This window comes from Solidesulfovibrio sp. DCME (assembly GCF_049995385.1).
Taxonomy (GTDB): Bacteria; Desulfobacterota; Desulfovibrionia; order Desulfovibrionales; family Desulfovibrionaceae; genus Solidesulfovibrio.
On the sequence record NZ_CP188261.1, the window covers coordinates 780,318 to 794,156 of the forward strand.

At 69.3% G+C, this 13,839-nt stretch carries 13 protein-coding genes; 4 read left to right on the forward strand and 9 right to left on the reverse strand.

From position 1 onward, the window contains the following. Positions 1 to 288: 288 nt before the first annotated feature. Entirely contained in the window at positions 289 to 1,269 is a 981-nt protein-coding gene (locus ACP59X_RS03295; protein WP_428565026.1) for a GGDEF domain-containing protein, read from the forward strand. Positions 1,270 to 1,523: 254 nt separating this feature from the next. Here ACP59X_RS03295 and ACP59X_RS03300 read toward each other — a convergent pair whose 3' ends face one another. Further along, complete coding sequence (locus ACP59X_RS03300) at positions 1,524 to 2,927, reverse strand: NAD(P)/FAD-dependent oxidoreductase (RefSeq protein WP_428565028.1); 1,404 nt, start codon at positions 2,925 to 2,927, stop codon at positions 1,524 to 1,526. 76 nt (positions 2,928 to 3,003) lie between these two features. Further along, a complete protein-coding gene (locus tag ACP59X_RS03305; RefSeq protein ID WP_428565030.1) occupies positions 3,004 to 4,092 on the reverse strand; it encodes a C1 family peptidase in 1,089 nt (362 codons plus the stop codon). A gap of 173 nt (positions 4,093 to 4,265) precedes the next feature. Here ACP59X_RS03305 and ACP59X_RS03310 point away from each other — a divergent pair, with 173 nt between their 5' ends. Continuing rightward, positions 4,266 to 5,480, forward strand: a complete 1,215-nt coding sequence (locus tag ACP59X_RS03310) for an HDOD domain-containing protein (protein ID WP_428565032.1) — start codon at positions 4,266 to 4,268, stop codon at positions 5,478 to 5,480. Beyond that, complete coding sequence (locus tag ACP59X_RS03315; RefSeq protein WP_428565034.1) at positions 5,473 to 6,627, forward strand: HD domain-containing phosphohydrolase; 1,155 nt, start codon at positions 5,473 to 5,475, stop codon at positions 6,625 to 6,627. The genes ACP59X_RS03310 and ACP59X_RS03315 overlap by 8 nt, the downstream gene beginning before the upstream one ends. A gap of 52 nt (positions 6,628 to 6,679) precedes the next feature. On the opposite strand, the gene ACP59X_RS03320 is transcribed toward ACP59X_RS03315, so the two are convergent. From ACP59X_RS03320 to ACP59X_RS03350, 7 genes are all read right to left on the reverse strand, one after another. After that, a complete protein-coding gene (locus ACP59X_RS03320) occupies positions 6,680 to 7,090 on the reverse strand; it encodes a Ros/MucR family transcriptional regulator (RefSeq protein WP_428565036.1) in 411 nt (136 codons plus the stop codon). 145 nt (positions 7,091 to 7,235) lie between these two features. Further along, complete coding sequence (locus ACP59X_RS03325) at positions 7,236 to 9,188, reverse strand: SpoIIE family protein phosphatase (RefSeq protein WP_428565038.1); 1,953 nt, start codon at positions 9,186 to 9,188, stop codon at positions 7,236 to 7,238. Further along, positions 9,172 to 10,101 (reverse strand): ABC transporter substrate-binding protein, encoded by a 930-nt coding sequence (locus ACP59X_RS03330; RefSeq protein WP_428565040.1) that lies wholly within the window; start codon positions 10,099 to 10,101, stop codon positions 9,172 to 9,174. The genes ACP59X_RS03325 and ACP59X_RS03330 overlap by 17 nt, the downstream gene beginning before the upstream one ends. A 122-nt stretch (positions 10,102 to 10,223) precedes the next feature. Then, positions 10,224 to 11,102, reverse strand: coding sequence for a prolipoprotein diacylglyceryl transferase (locus tag ACP59X_RS03335; RefSeq protein ID WP_428565042.1), 879 nt, complete (start codon positions 11,100 to 11,102; stop codon positions 10,224 to 10,226). A 25-nt stretch (positions 11,103 to 11,127) separates the two neighbouring features. After that, positions 11,128 to 11,325 (reverse strand): hypothetical protein, encoded by a 198-nt coding sequence (locus ACP59X_RS03340; RefSeq protein ID WP_428565045.1) that lies wholly within the window; start codon positions 11,323 to 11,325, stop codon positions 11,128 to 11,130. 216 nt (positions 11,326 to 11,541) lie between these two features. Then, a complete protein-coding gene (locus ACP59X_RS03345) occupies positions 11,542 to 12,057 on the reverse strand; it encodes a hypothetical protein (RefSeq protein ID WP_428565047.1) in 516 nt (171 codons plus the stop codon). 14 nt (positions 12,058 to 12,071) lie between these two features. Further along, positions 12,072 to 12,629: a hypothetical protein gene (locus ACP59X_RS03350; protein ID WP_428565049.1), complete on the reverse strand. Its 558-nt coding sequence runs from the start codon at positions 12,627 to 12,629 to the stop codon at positions 12,072 to 12,074. 90 nt (positions 12,630 to 12,719) lie between these two features. Here ACP59X_RS03350 and ACP59X_RS03355 point away from each other — a divergent pair, with 90 nt between their 5' ends. Continuing rightward, a complete protein-coding gene (locus ACP59X_RS03355) occupies positions 12,720 to 13,820 on the forward strand; it encodes a radical SAM protein (RefSeq protein ID WP_428565051.1) in 1,101 nt (366 codons plus the stop codon). The last annotated feature ends 19 nt before the right edge of the window (positions 13,821 to 13,839 follow it).

The window sequence follows — 13,839 nt, forward strand, 5'->3', positions numbered from 1 at the left end:
TCCGGTTCGCCCGCCGGGCGACGGCCTAGGCTGTACCATGGGGCGACCGGCCGGGCAACCGCGGGGGCAGGGAGGAAAAGAGGCGAAATTTGTCTTCCTCCTTGTGGCATATGCGTGTAAGAAAAAGGAGTACCGATTTTTCGGATGCCGCTGTCGCGGACCTTGTCCGGTCCTGCCGCGCAGCGGCATCCGAAGCAGGAAGCCGGGGAAAACGCAGGCATGAACAGGGAATTGGAACGGGGAAGGCAGCCCGCGGCCGTATCGGTTTGTTCGGAGGCGGTCTGCGCCATGCTCGACCGGGTCGGTGTGCCCCGCGAATCCAAATGGCGGGGGCTGATCCTCTACATGCGCGGCATCAAGGACTACGACTTCCTGGACAACGAGCAAAAGGAACAAATCCAGGCCCTGGTCGTGGAGGTCCTCAAGGCCCGGGATTTTTCCGACGACAAGTTCAAGGAGATCATCAAGGCCAACGGCCGCATCCTGAGCGCCCCCTGGAACCAGGCGCTCACGCGCACGCTCAAGGAAACGGCCTCCCTGGTCCAGGAGTTTCAGGAGACGCTGTTCCGGCACAAGGGGGGGGTGCAACAGCTCGAAAGCGTCACCGTGGAGGCCGTGGAATCGGGCGGCGATGTCGAGCGCATGCTCGGGACCATCCGCCGGGGATTCAAGGAAATGGCCGACATGATCGAGCGTGACGCCGAAAAGATGGTGGCCATGAGCCTGACCGATTCGCTCACCGGCATCCACAACCGGCGCGCCTTCGACGACCACATCGCCAAGGCCGTGGCCGGGTCGGTGGCCACGGCCCAGCCCCTGGCGCTTTTCATGTGCGACATCGACCATTTCAAGCGCTTCAACGACGCGCACGGCCACCGCATCGGCGACCAGGCCCTGGTGGTGGTGGGCTCCATCCTCAAGGGGTTCGCCGAGGAAATCAAGCAGCTCGAGGACCGCGACGTGTTCGCCGCCCGCTACGGCGGCGAGGAGTTCGCCGTGGCCCTGGCCGACATCGCCAAGGAGGAGGCCGAGGAGCTGGCCGAGATCATCCGCAGCAAGATCGAGCGCTACAACTTCGTCATCCGCGACCCGGACGGCCAGATCCTGGCCGCCGGCATCAAGATCAACGTCAGCATCGGCGTGGCCGAACTGCTGACCGACTGCCCCTCGCCCGGCGTGGACCATCTGGTGGACGCGGCGGACAAGGCCCTGTACCTGGCCAAATCCTCGGGCCGCAACCAGGTCCGGGCCTACGAACGGCCCCGTTGAGGCGCGGTTTCCCTCTGGGGGCGGGGGCTGACGCCATCGCCCCCGGGTCCAATCGATGCCCGCGGAGGGCCTCAAGCGGCGCGCGGCGTTTGCCCGGCTGACGCCACCGCCTTTCTTCCTGCCCTCGTGGCCCGAGGCCGACAACCGGGAGGCTCCCGTCGCCCCCCGCAGGCGCCGTCCTCCTCCTGTCGGGATTCCCAAAGGCTTTCGCCCGTGGGCCGCCGGAGGCTTTCCCCTGAATTTTCCCCCGCCCGTTACGCCCCCCCGGGCCGGCGCAGGATGGCCTTGGCCGGGATGAGTCCCGTGGCCGCGGCCGAGACGATGTTGCCGGCCACGCCCGGCCCGTCGCCGGCCACGTACATGCCGGCCACGGCCGTTTCGAGGTTCGGGGAGGTATCGATCTGGGTGGCGAAGAACTTGATTTCCGGGGCGTAGAGCAGGGTTTCGTCGTTGGCCACGCCCGGGACCACGGCGTTGAGCTGCTCCAGGCCGTCGACCAGGTTGGCCACGATGCGCTCGGGTAGGGCCATGGCGATGTCGCCGCAGGTGACCGAGGCCAGCGTGGGTTCCACCGAGCCGCGCCGGATGCGGCTCCAGGTGCTGCGCCGGCCGCGTTTGAGGTCGCCGAAGCGCTGGAGGATGGGGTTGCCGCCGCCGATCATGGTGGCCAGCCGGCCGATGGCCTCGCCGTAGGCCTGGTTGTCCGAGACCGGGTCGGTCAGCACCACCTTGGACAGGAAGGCGAAATTGGCGCTGTCGGACTTGGCGTCCATGTAGGCGTGGCCGTTGACGCACACGAAGTCCTGGTAGTTCTCCAGGGCCACGTAGCCGCCCTGGTTGGTGCAAAAGGTCCTGGTCTGGTCGTCGTACTTGCGGGTGCGCACGAAAAAGGTCGGGTCGTAGATGACGTCGGTCAGGTCGGCCAGGATGTCGTTGTGGACCTCCACCCGCACGCCGACCTCTATGCCGCGCTGGCTGTAGGACAGGCCGTGGCGCCGGGCCAGGCTGCCCATCCAGTCCGCGCCCACCCGGCCCGGGGCCAGGATCACGGCCGGGGCCCGGTACTCGCCCTTGGCCGTGACCAGGCCGGTCACCCGGCCGTCGGCCACGCGCACGTCCAGGGCTTCCTCGCCGGTGCGGATGGTCACGCCCCGGTCGGTGAGCCCCTTCGACATGGCCGCGATATGGTCGGGCAGGTGTTCGCTGCCCAGGTGCTTCTGGCGGATAAGCAGCAGTTCGATGCCGCATTTGCGTGCTTCCTTGCGGATGGTGCGGGCCTTGCCCATGTCCGTGGGGTAGACCGGGCCGTCCATGCCCAGGGCGGAAAAAATGGCCTCGGTCTCGTCGATGAGGGCGGCGGCCTCCGACAGCGGCATGAACTGGGTCAGGTCGGTCTTGCCGAGCTTGGGGATGAAGTTGAGCTTGCCGTCGGAAAAAAGCCCGGCCCCGCCGATGCCGGACAGGATGTTGCAGGGCTTGCATTGGCGGCAGTCGTTGCGGCCGTGCATGGGGCAGCGGCGGTTGCCGGCGGCCTTGCCCTTGTCGAGCAGCAGCACGGCCAGGTCCGAATGGTTGGCCAGGTAGTGGGCGGCGAAAAGCCCGGCCGGGCCGCCGCCGACGATGATGACGTCGTAGTTGTCCGGGGTGTCGTGTGGCACGAGTGGTCCTTTGGGATGCGGTGCCCGGAAGAGGCGGGTTCCCCGAGGCGCCACCGTCCGTGTCGGGCGGGGCGCGTCAGTGCAGGAGCAGCGGATAAAGGCCGGGCATCAACCCGGCGGCGGTGGCCTCGTAGGTCAGGTAGGCCGCCGAACAGGCCACCCGGGCCGCGGTGTAGGCGATGCGCATGTAGCCGGCCTCGCCCCACTGCGTGCCCCAGGAATTGCGCAAAATCCAGTGGCCGGGGGTGGTGTCGTCGCCGTCGTCCCAGCCGACCAGGGCCACGGCGTGGTTGGTCGTGGTGTTGAAGCAGTCGTCCCAGGCCGGGCAGGTGGTGCGGCTGTCCTGGTAGACGCCGCCGGCGTAGGCGTCGAAGGCCGAGGTGGCGTAGACAGCCACGTCCACGGGGCCGTAGGCGTAGATGGCGGCCTTGATGGCCGCCACGTCGAGGCAGGCCAGGCGGCCCCAGGCCTTGAAGGTGACAAGCGGCGGATGGGACAGGGAGCAGCTTGCGTTGTCCGCTCCGGTGTAGGGCATGGTCGCCTCGGTGGGGAGGCCGTTTCGGGTCAGGGCCTCGAGTTCCGCATAGGAATAGTCGGCGCCGTCGCAGCCGTCGAAATTGGCGCTGTAGGAGCCGTGGCTGCCCAGGCAAAAGGCCAGGTACTGTTCCGAGAAATCGGCCGTGTTGCCGTCGTAACGCCTGGTGGCCACGTTGTAGACGCCTTCGGCCGCGGCCACGGCGGCGAAGGCGTAGCACGAACCACACGATCCCTGGTCGCGGATGGCCCCGATGGAGGAGCGGCCGCCCACGTTTCGCCAATCGAAGGTCCTGGGCAGGCTGGCCTGGCTGGGCAGGCCGGCCGTGGCGTCCAGGGTGACGGCGTTTCGGCGCATGGCTTCGGTGGCCCGGCTGCCGCGGCTGCGCATGGCCTCGCGGCGAGCGGCCGGCAGGCGGGTGACCCAGTTTTCGGCCACGGTGAAATGGTAGCCGTTATGGGCGATTTTCTCCCGGATCGTTTCGAGGCTGTCGCCGTCCTCGAAGGCCACGGGCTCGGTTGCGGCCCCGGCCCGGCGCGGCCCGGGCAGGGCGCACAGCACCAGGAGCAGCAAGGCCGCGACGGCGGCCCGGCAGCGGCAAGGGGACAGGATGCGGGATGTCACGGGCATGGGGGCTCTCTGGCACACGAAGGTCGTTACGCCCACCGTAGCGTCAAATGCTCCCTTGGGGCAAGGGGGAGCAGGCCGGATGGCTTTTGACGGCCGCGCGGGTGCTTTCCATTTTTGCCGGATGCGCTATCATGCCGGAAAGGGCGCCGGTCGGGCGCGCCTGGAGGCCGGGCATGACACGACGCATCCTGTTCGTGGACGACGAACCGCAGTTGCTGGCCGGGCTGCGGCGGATGCTGTGGGATAAGCGCGATATCTGGGACATGCGCTTTGCCGCGGACACGGCCACGGCCCTGGCCATGCTGGAAGCCGAGGCGGCGGACGTGGTGGTGGCGGACGCGCGCATGCCGGGCCTGGACGGGCCGCAGTTCCTGGAGACCGTGCGCCAGCGCTGGCCCGGCACGGCCCGGATCATCCTCACGGGCCATTCGGAGCGGGATTTCGTGTTCCGCTCGGTGCGGCCCTGCCATCAGTTCCTGGCCAAGCCCCTGGCCCCGGGGGAACTGGTGGCCGCCATCGAGCGGGTGCTGCGGCTGTCGGTGCTTTTTACCGACGAGGCCTTGCGGGAAACCATCGCCAGCATCGACGTGCTGCCCGCCCTGCCGGCGGTCTTCGCGGAGCTGACGGAAGAATTGCGCTCGCAAAACGCCTCGGTGCGCGGCATCGCGGGCATCCTGACCCGGGACGTGGGGTTGTCGGCCGGCCTGCTCAAACTCGTCAATTCGGCCTTTTTCGGGCTGCCGCGCCGGGTGTCCGGCATGGAACAGGCCGTGACCCTGCTTGGGCTCGAGACCCTGCGGGCCCTGGTCCTGGCCCACGGCATCTATTCCCTGTTCGAGGCCGACCGCTATCCCGGCTTCGGCCTGGACGGCCTTTTCGCCCACAGCCTGCGCACGGCCCGGTTCGCCCGGCTCCTGGCCGGCCTGGAAGGCCTGGGCCGGGACGGCAAGGATGCCTGTTTCATGGCCGGGCTGCTCCACGACCTGGGCAAGCTGGTGCTGGCCAAGGCCCTGGAAGGCCCCTACAACCGGGCCTTGTCCCTGGCCAGGGCGCGCAACATAACCATGTTCGCGGCCGAAACCGAGGTCCTCGGCGCGTCCCACGCCGGGGTCGGGGCGTATCTGCTCGGGCTTTGGGGCTTCGACGAGGCGGTCGTGGCCGGGGTGGCCGGCCATCACGCGCCGGGGCTGGGCCTTGGCGCGGCCACGCCCGTGGCCGCCCTGACCCATGTCGCCAACGCCCTGGAGCACGAGTTGGTGGTCGTGCATCCGGGCTACGCCCCCCATGTCCCGGACGAGGAAGCCCTGGATCGGCTGGGCCTGGCCGGCCGGCTGGGCGCCTGGCGCGAGGCCTGCCGCAATCTGCTGCAAGGGGGGGGCGGTGAATAAGCGGGTGCTTTTCATCGACGACGACGAACGGATCCTGGCCGGATTCAAGCGCAACCTCCACGGCGTCTTCGAGGTGGACACGGCCGTCGGCCCCGAGGCGGGCCTGGCCAAGGTCACCGAGGGCCCGGCCTATGCCGTGGTGGTGTCGGACCTGCGCATGCCGGGCATGGACGGCATCGCGGTGCTGGCCAAGGTGCGCGAGTTGCGGCCGGACACGGTGCGGGTGATGCTCACGGGCTTCGCCGACCTGGAGGCGGCCATCGCCGCGGTCAACGAGGGCAACATTTTCCGTTTCCTGACCAAACCGTGCGAGGTGGGTTACCTCAAAGGCGCCCTGGGCGCGGCCGTGGAACAGTACCGGCTGGTGGTGGCCGAGCGGGAACTGCTGGAAGGGACGCTGCGCGGCAGCCTCAAGATGCTGTCGGAAGTGCTCTCGCTGCTGCGGCCCGAGGTCTACGGCCGGGTGTCGCGCATGGCCCCCTACGTACGGCCCCTGGCCAAGCTGTGCGGCGACCCGAGCCCCTGGCAGACCGAGGCCGCGGCCATGCTGTGCCTGATGGGCTTCATCACCCTGCCCGACTCGATCATTTCCCGGGTGGAGCGCGGCCGGCCCCTGTCGGCCGAGGATGCCGCCGTCTACCAGCAGCACGCCGAGGTGGCCTCGAGGCTCGTGGCCAACATCCCGCGCCTGGGCGGCGTGGCCAAGGCCATCGCCTATCAGGAGAAGAATTTCGACGGCAGCGGCTTTCCGGCCGACGCCGTACGCGGCAAGGACATTCCGCTGGGGGCGCGCATCCTGCGGGTGCTGCTGGATTTCGACCGGCTGGTCGGGGCCGGCCAGGCCAAGGCCGACGCCTACAAGCGCCTGCGCCAGGGGGCCGGGCTCTACGACCCCGATGTGGTGGCGGCCCTGGGCGAGGTGCTCGGCGAGGAGGGCAAGTACGTCATCATGCAGGTCGCGCTCAAAAACCTGCGCGAAGGCATGATCCTGGCCGAGGACATGTTCGTGACGCGCGGCGGGCAGCAGCTCAAGGTGCTGCCCCGGGGCTACGACCTGTCCAGCGTGGCCCTGGCCCACATCGCCAAGCTGGCCCGCTACGACGCGGTCACCGACCCGGTCAAGGTCATCATTCCGGCGGACGCGTAGGCGTCCCGGCCCCGGGAGGGCTCCGCCCGGGGCCGGGACGCCTACGGCCGGCTTATTCGGCGGCGGCGGCGGCGGGCTTGCGCCGGCGTTCCCACAGCCGCATATCCTTCATTTTCTTGCGCCGCTCCCGTTGCAGGGACTTGGCCGCCAGGGGCGCGCCTTTCTTGTAGCCGTATTTGGCCCGGTATTCGTCGGGGGAAAGCCCGTGGGAGGCCAGGTGCTTCTTGGTGAGGACCTTGAAGGGCTTGCCGCATTCCAGGCAGGTGACGCTGCCTTCCTTGACGGCTTTGGCCGGATCCATGGCCGGGCCGGCCGGTTCGCTGGGCAGGGTCTCGGCTTCGGCGGCAGCCTGGATGCCGGCGGCCACATTTTTCAGCATGGAGGTGATTTCATCGTCGGTCATGGTGCGCACGGAGGCCTGCGCCTTGACGATTTCCAGAGCTTCCTTCAGATAGTCTTCCATTGGTGTCTCCTGGTGACGACTTTCATTACGTATAAGTCAGGTTGCATGCCTTTGCAACCCAATTTCAAGATGTCGAGGAACGTTGTCCTCCGCTGTTCAAGACGGCATCGTTCGGACAGCATGCGCGCGCTTTTCGTCCATGTGTTCATTTGGCCCTCTTGCCACGGTACAACAGCGTCATGACGGTGATGTCGTCGGCCTGTTCCGCTTGGCCGGCGAATTCCCGCACCGCTTCCATGACGGCGGCGGTCAGGTCCTCGGTGGGGCGGCCGGCCGCCCGGGCCAGGGTTTGCAAGAGCCTGTCCGTGCCGAAAAGCCGCTGCTGCGGGTCCATGGCCTCGGTGACGCCGTCGGTGAAGGCCACCAGGGTTTCGCCCGGGGTCAGGGCCAGGCGGCTGGTGGCGTAGGCAGCCTCTTCCAGCACGCCCAGGAACACGCCGCGCGGCAGGGGCAGCCAGGAAACGGTTCCGTCCGGGGCCAGGCGGGCCGGCGGGTTGTGGCCGGCGTTGGAATAGGCCAGCTCGCCCGTGGCGAAGTCCAGGATGCCGAGGAACAGGGTGACGAACAGCAGGGCCTCGTTGTCCACGCACAGTTCCCGGTTGACCTTGTCGAGGATGGTGGCCGGGTCGGTTTCCTGCTCGGCGATGCCCTTGATCAGCGTCTTGGTCACGGCCATGAACAGGGCCGCCGGCACGCCCTTGCCCGACACGTCGCCGACCAGGAACAGCAGCCGGCCGTCGCTGGTCAGGAAGAAGTCGTACAAATCGCCGCCCACCTCCCAGGCCGGTTCCAGGGTGGCGTGGAGCTCGAAGGCCGTGATCTCGGGGAACGGCGGAAAATGCTTGGGCAAAAAGCTCATCTGGATGTTGCGGGCGATCTTGAGCTCGGATTCCAGGCGTTCCTTGGCCTTGGTGGTGGCCGTCAGGTCGGCGATGTAGTCCCGAAGGGCCAGGCGCATTCGCTCGAAGGACCGGGACAGCCGGCCGACCTCGTCGCGGCCCGGCAGCGCCGGCACGGGCGTGTCCAGGTTGCCCTTGGCGATCTCGGCGGCCATGGCGGCCAGCCGGGTCAGGGGCCGGGTGATGGTGGCGGCCACCAGGGCGATGACGCAAAACAGCAGGGCAAAGCCCACGGCGGCGATGGCCGTCGCCTCGCTCCCCAGGCGGCCGAGCCCGGCGTAGAGCTCCCGCTCGGGCACGATGACGCCCATGGACCAGCCCGTGGACGGCATGGGCGCGTAGGCCAGGAAGGCCGGCTGGCCGAGCACGAAATCCGGCAGCCGGGCAAAGCCCTCCTGGCCCCGGGTCATGGCCTGGCCCACGGCCCGCAGCTCGGGGCTTTGCGCCGCCTCGGCCAGGGAGAAGATGCTTTCGCGCATGATAAAACGGCGGTCGGGGTGGGAGACGAACACGCCGTTGCGGCTGAGCACAAAGGCGTAGCCCGACCGGTACATGCCGATCTTGCCGACCTGCTCGCGCAGCCATTCCAGGGACACGTCGGCCGCGACCACGCCGAGGAAGTCCCGGCGGGCGCCCTCGGTGCGAAAAATGGGCACGCTGAAGGTGGTCATGACGATGTCGCCGCCGGACTCGTCGAAATAGGGCTCGCTCCAGACCGGCCGGCCCAGCACCCGGGGCACCAGGTACCAGTTCTCCAGGTCGTAGGTGCCCTCGTAGCCCAGCGACACCCGTACCGGCCGGCCGTCCTTGCGGCAGTAATAGGGCGCGTACCGGGCCAGCCCCGGCCGGAAGGCCCCCGGGGCGAAGGCCGCGCAGGCGCCGTAGACGTCGGGGTTGGCCACGAGGAAATCCCGCAGCCGCCCCTCGAGGCCGCTTTCGTCGGGCCTGGCCTCGCCCAGGCGCACGGCCAGGTAGCGGGGCACGCCTTCCACGCCGGCCAGGGGGGCCTCGAGCCTGGCCACCGCCGCCCGGATGAGGTTGACGGCGTTTTGGCGCACCTCGGCCAGCAGCAGGGTTTTGGCCGCGTGGAAGGAATAGGCGAAGGTCCCGGCGAAAATGGCGGCCGCGCCGGTCAGGATGCACACGGCCAGCCGGAAGCCCAGGCCGCGCCCGGGGCGGGGGTCAGCGCGCGTCGGCATGGAAGGCCTCGTAGGCGGGGATGGCCGGGATGAGCCCGGCCTGGCGCAGGGCCTCGGCCGTGGCCTCGTAGCGGGCCTGGGGCAGGGCGCCCAGGGGCTCGCCCGAGCCGGTCATGGCCTGGCGCAGGTGGTCCAGCATCCACTGCTGGTGCATGCGGTTGGTGGGCAGGTGGGCGGCCGTGACCTGGTCCATGACGATGTCCAGGGCCTCTTCGGGGTGGGCGAAGGCGTAGCGCCAGCCCTCGATGGAGGCCTTGGTCACGGCCCGGCACAACTGCGGCTGGTCCCGCCAGGTGGATTCCAGGGTGTAGAGGCCGTCCTCGGGCAGGTCCAGGCCGTAGTCGGCCATGGGAAAAACGGTCAGTTCATCGGGGTCCAGGCCGCTGTTGAGCAGGGCGTGGTACTCGTTGTAGGCCATGGCCGAACAGGCGGCCACCCCGCCGCGCAAGAACAGGTCCACGGTGAAGCCCTGGGGCGCCTCGGCCACCCGCAGGCCGTGGGCGCGGAAAAACGCCTCGGGCGCCAGGCGGAATTCCGGCCCCCACAAGCTGACCCGTCGGCCGTCGAGGTCGGCCGGGCTGCGGATGCCGTCGGCTTTTTTCGCCACCAGCAACTGGTTGGAGTGGGGCACGAACTGGGCCAGGTTGACCAGGGGCAGGCCGTCGGCCCGCTCGCGGATGGCCGTGGGCAGGAAAAAGGTGCCGAACTGGGCCCGGCCCTGGCGCATGAGCACCGAGGGCGGGTCGTGGGGGCCGCCGCGCAGGATGCGCATGTCCACGCCGGCCGCGGCATAAAAGCCCTTGGCCAGGGCCACGTAATAACCGGCGAACTGGGCTTGCGGCTCCCACTGCGGAATGAGCGCCGCCTCTTGCAGGGCGGCGGCTTCCGTGCGGCCGCAGGCAAGCGGCAGCACAAGCAGGCACCAAAAGACGGCCCACCGCCAACGCTGCGCGGGACGGCCGGGGACGACGCCATGGAACATGCCGCCCGCTTTACAACATCCACCCCCTTTTGCATAGGGGAAGGCGTAGAAGTTCACCGTTTTGGCGATGAGCTGGCGGCGTTGCCCGCCGGTCGCACCCTGATACGTCCCTGCCGCGACGGGCCGCTGCGGCGCGTTACGACAAGGAGCGTGCCGGCCACCACGGCCGCCGCCACGTACTGGGACGTGGAAAAGCCGCCGTACAGACCGCGTATGGTGTCGCCACGGAAGAATTCCAAAGTGAAACGCAAGGCCGCGTAGCCCAAGAGATAGAGTGTGGTCGCCCGTCCGGGGGGCAGTCCGCCCGGGCGCCGGGACAGGGCCAGGAGGGAGCCGTACAGGGCCAGGTCGCCCAGGGCCTCGTAGAGCTGGCTCGGATGGACCGGCAGGGAGGCCACGGCGCCCAGGGGCAGCAGGCCCTCGGTTTTGTGCTGCAAAAAGGCCGGGGAGCCGGCCGGGAAACGCACGCCCGTCGGGCCGTCGGTGACCGCGCCGAAGCAGCAGCCGCCAAAAAAGCAGCCCAGCCGGCCAAAGGCGTGGCCCAGGGGGGCCAGGCGGCAGACGGCGTCGAGCAGCGGCCAGGGGGAAAGGCCCAGGAACCGGCAGCCAAGCCGCAAGGCGCCGAGATAGGCCAGCGCCCCGCCGTAAAAGACCAGCCCGCCGCTTGTCACCAGGCCAAGGGTCAGCCGGCCGGCCAGGACGCCGTCCTGGACGATGGGGATCAGCCGCGCCCCGGCCAGGCCCAGGGGCAGGGCGGCGAGAAACAGCAGCAGATAGCGCTGGCGGTCGGGGTTGTTGGCCAGTTCCCGGCGGGTGCCGGCGAAGACGATGGCCAGGCCGGCCAGGCTAAGGACGAGGTAGCCGGCCTGGACGAAGAGGAACAGGTCGAGCCCGGTGGCCCGGGAAAGCAGGAAGGCGAGAAAGCCGCCCATGATGTGGACGTGAAACGACGGCCGGCTACTTGCCGCCGCCGCACTCGAAGCAGGAGCACTTGAGCCCGAGGCAGCCGCACGAGGCGAATTCGCACGAGCTGGCGCCGTTGGCGGCGTCGGCGTAGGCGGCGTAGGACTCGCCCGGGGTGACGCGGCTAAAGGCGAACAGCGCCCCCGTCAGGGTCAGGCACAGGGCGCAGGCAAGGACCAGGACGCATTTCATGGGACTCCTCCGGCGGTTTCGACGGCGAAACCATTACCCGCTCGGGCGCGTCGGCGCAATCCCGGGCTGCCCGGGCCCGGCGCTCGCCCAAGTGAGGCCGGACTGCGATCCTGGCTCGCCTCCCGCGCGTCCCCGGACGCCCCACGGAGAAGATGGTGGCGTTGGGTCTGGCCCACTCGCCTCCCGCGCGCCGGGACGCCCCCGCGGGGGATCGTCTCACTCCCCGGGCCGGGACAGGGCCTGGCCCAAGGCGGCCTTGGCCTGGGGGACGAGGAGGGTCAGGTCGCCCTGCCGGATCACCAGGAAGGGCTTGGCCTGGCCGGTGAGGGCCGCCAGGTCGGCCTCGGGCAAGGCCGGGCCGGGCAGGCAGGCCACGTGGTCCTGGGCGGCGGCCAGGATGGCGGGCAGTTCCGGGGGCAGGGCCTGGCCGGCCGGGAGGGGGGCGTCGAGCCAGAAGACGGCCGGCGCCACCAGCCGGGGCAGGAGGTTGGGGACCATGGCCGGGCTTTCGCCGCAAAGGGGCAGGATGCCCTTGCGGCCGGAAAGGCGCTCGTGGGCGGCCTCGTAGGTGGCCTTGTCGGCCTCCATGGTGATGACCGTGTCGAACACCTCGCCGGCGGCGTAGGCGACATCTCCGGCGCCGGTGGCCGTTTCCACGAACACGCGCAGGCCACCGGCGTCGCGAAGCTGGCGCAAAAGGGGAAGCAGGGATGCGGCGGCGGTCTCGGGCATGCGGGGCCCCTTTCCTAATGGAATTTGAGTTGGAGGTGGATGGTGACCGGCCCGTCGTCGAAGGAGATGTTTTTGAGCATGGTCTCGCGGTCGATGACGTAGGTGTCGGGCGATTTGATGTCCACGCGCAGCACGTCCTTGCGCCCAAGCGGCACCACGGCCTTCTGGTCGCCCACCTTGAAGACGATGCGCTCGCCGTTTTGGTACCAGAAATAATAGGTCCGCTGGTCGGTGTAGAAATAGGGCTGTTCGAAGGTCCGCACGTCACGGGGCTGGGGTTTTTCCAGGCTGATGTCCAGGCGGTAGATGTCCGGGGCGATGCGGGCCACGTTGAGGGCGGTCATGGCGTAGCGGCCCGAGCTGTCGGGGTCGCCGGTGCGCAGCACGGCATAGCCGGCCACGACCGAGAAATCGATGGCCGCCGCCGGCAGGGAGCGGGTGGTGCCCTGGAAGAACCTGGCCAGGGCCTGGCTGGATTCGCCGCCCGGGGAGCCGGTGGCGGCCGTGGCCGGGGCGGCTGGGGCGCCAAGCAGGGCCAGCGCCAGGACGAGGCAAGGTGACAATCGGGCCATGGCCGGCCTCCGGGGCCTCGCCGCCCTGGCGGACGGCGGGGAAAAGGGGTAGAGGTGACGCCAACCCATACCCTATACCGCGCCACTGCCATGAATGCAATTATACCGCACCTCCCCGTCCCCGGCTCCGAAACGGCCGACCTGCTGGCCAAGGCCCGTGCCGGCGAGCGCCTGACCCCCGACGACGCCCTGGTGCTGGCCGTGGCCGCGCCCCTGCACGAACTGTGCGGGGCGGCCATGGAAGCCAGGCTCGCCCGCCACGGCCATAACGCCTATTACGTGCACAACGTGCACGTAAATTTCACCAACGTCTGCGTCAACGCCTGCCGCTTCTGCGCCTTCTACAAGGTCAAGGGCGCCTCCGGGGCGCGCACGCTGTCGGTGGCCGACATCGTCGCCGCACTCGACGCCCGGGGGGACGCGCCCATCCGGGAGGTCCACGTGGTGGGGGGGCTCAATCCCGAGCTGCCGCTGGACTATTACGTCGACATGCTGCGGGCCATCGGCCGGGCCAGGCCCGACGCCGGCATCAAGGCCTTCACCGCCGTGGAGGTGGCCCACCTGGCCGATACGCGCGGCGTGTCGGAGTACGACATCTTAAGTGCGCTCAAGGCGGCGGGGTTGATGATGCTGCCCGGCGGCGGGGCCGAGGTCTTCGCCCCGAGCCTGCGCGAGAAGCTGTGCCCGGAGAAGATTTCCGGCGAGCGCTGGCTGCAAATCCACGCCACGGCCCACGGCCTGGGCCTGCCCACCAACGCCACCATGCTTTTTGGCCATATCGAGAACTGGGCCGACCGCATCGCCCACCTGTCGGCCCTGCGCGACCTGCAGGACCTCACCGGCGGCTTCACCTGCTTCATCCCCCTGGCCTATCAGCCGGCCAACAACGCCCTGGGCGCCAAGGGGCCGGACGGTGTGACGGTGCTGCGGCTGATGGCCGTTTCGCGGCTTTTTTTGGACAACATCCCGCATCTGAAGGCCTACTGGGCCATGCTCGGCATCAAGGCGGCGCAGATGGCCCTGTGGGCCGGGGCCGACGATTTCGACGGCACCATCGTGGAGGAGCGCATCGGCCATGCCGCCGGCGCGGACAGCCCCAAGGGCCTGACCCTGGCCGCACTGCGCCAGGCCATCGAAGCGGCCGGCATGGTGCCGGTGGAGCGCACGCCGGATTTCCGGCCCCTGGCCTGAACGGGCGGCGAGGCCACCC

Bases quoted from the DNA above. Each gene is read 5' to 3' on its own strand.
- ACP59X_RS03345 (WP_428565047.1), bottom strand. From the start codon at position 12,057: ATGCCCGAGACCGCCGCCGCATCCCTGCTTCCCCTTTTGCGCCAGCTT.
- ACP59X_RS03340 (WP_428565045.1), bottom strand. From the start codon at position 11,325: ATGAAATGCGTCCTGGTCCTTGCCTGCGCCCTGTGCCTGACCCTGACG.
- ACP59X_RS03350 (WP_428565049.1), bottom strand. From the start codon at position 12,629: ATGGCCCGATTGTCACCTTGCCTCGTCCTGGCGCTGGCCCTGCTTGGC.
- ACP59X_RS03295 (WP_428565026.1), top strand. From the start codon at position 289: ATGCTCGACCGGGTCGGTGTGCCCCGCGAATCCAAATGGCGGGGGCTG.
- ACP59X_RS03310 (WP_428565032.1), top strand. From the start codon at position 4,266: ATGACACGACGCATCCTGTTCGTGGACGACGAACCGCAGTTGCTGGCC.
- ACP59X_RS03320 (WP_428565036.1), bottom strand. From the start codon at position 7,090: ATGGAAGACTATCTGAAGGAAGCTCTGGAAATCGTCAAGGCGCAGGCC.
- ACP59X_RS03335 (WP_428565042.1), bottom strand. From the start codon at position 11,102: ATGGGCGGCTTTCTCGCCTTCCTGCTTTCCCGGGCCACCGGGCTCGAC.
- ACP59X_RS03305 (WP_428565030.1), bottom strand. From the start codon at position 4,092: ATGCCCGTGACATCCCGCATCCTGTCCCCTTGCCGCTGCCGGGCCGCC.
- ACP59X_RS03325 (WP_428565038.1), bottom strand. From the start codon at position 9,188: ATGCCGACGCGCGCTGACCCCCGCCCCGGGCGCGGCCTGGGCTTCCGG.
- ACP59X_RS03355 (WP_428565051.1), top strand. From the start codon at position 12,720: ATGAATGCAATTATACCGCACCTCCCCGTCCCCGGCTCCGAAACGGCC.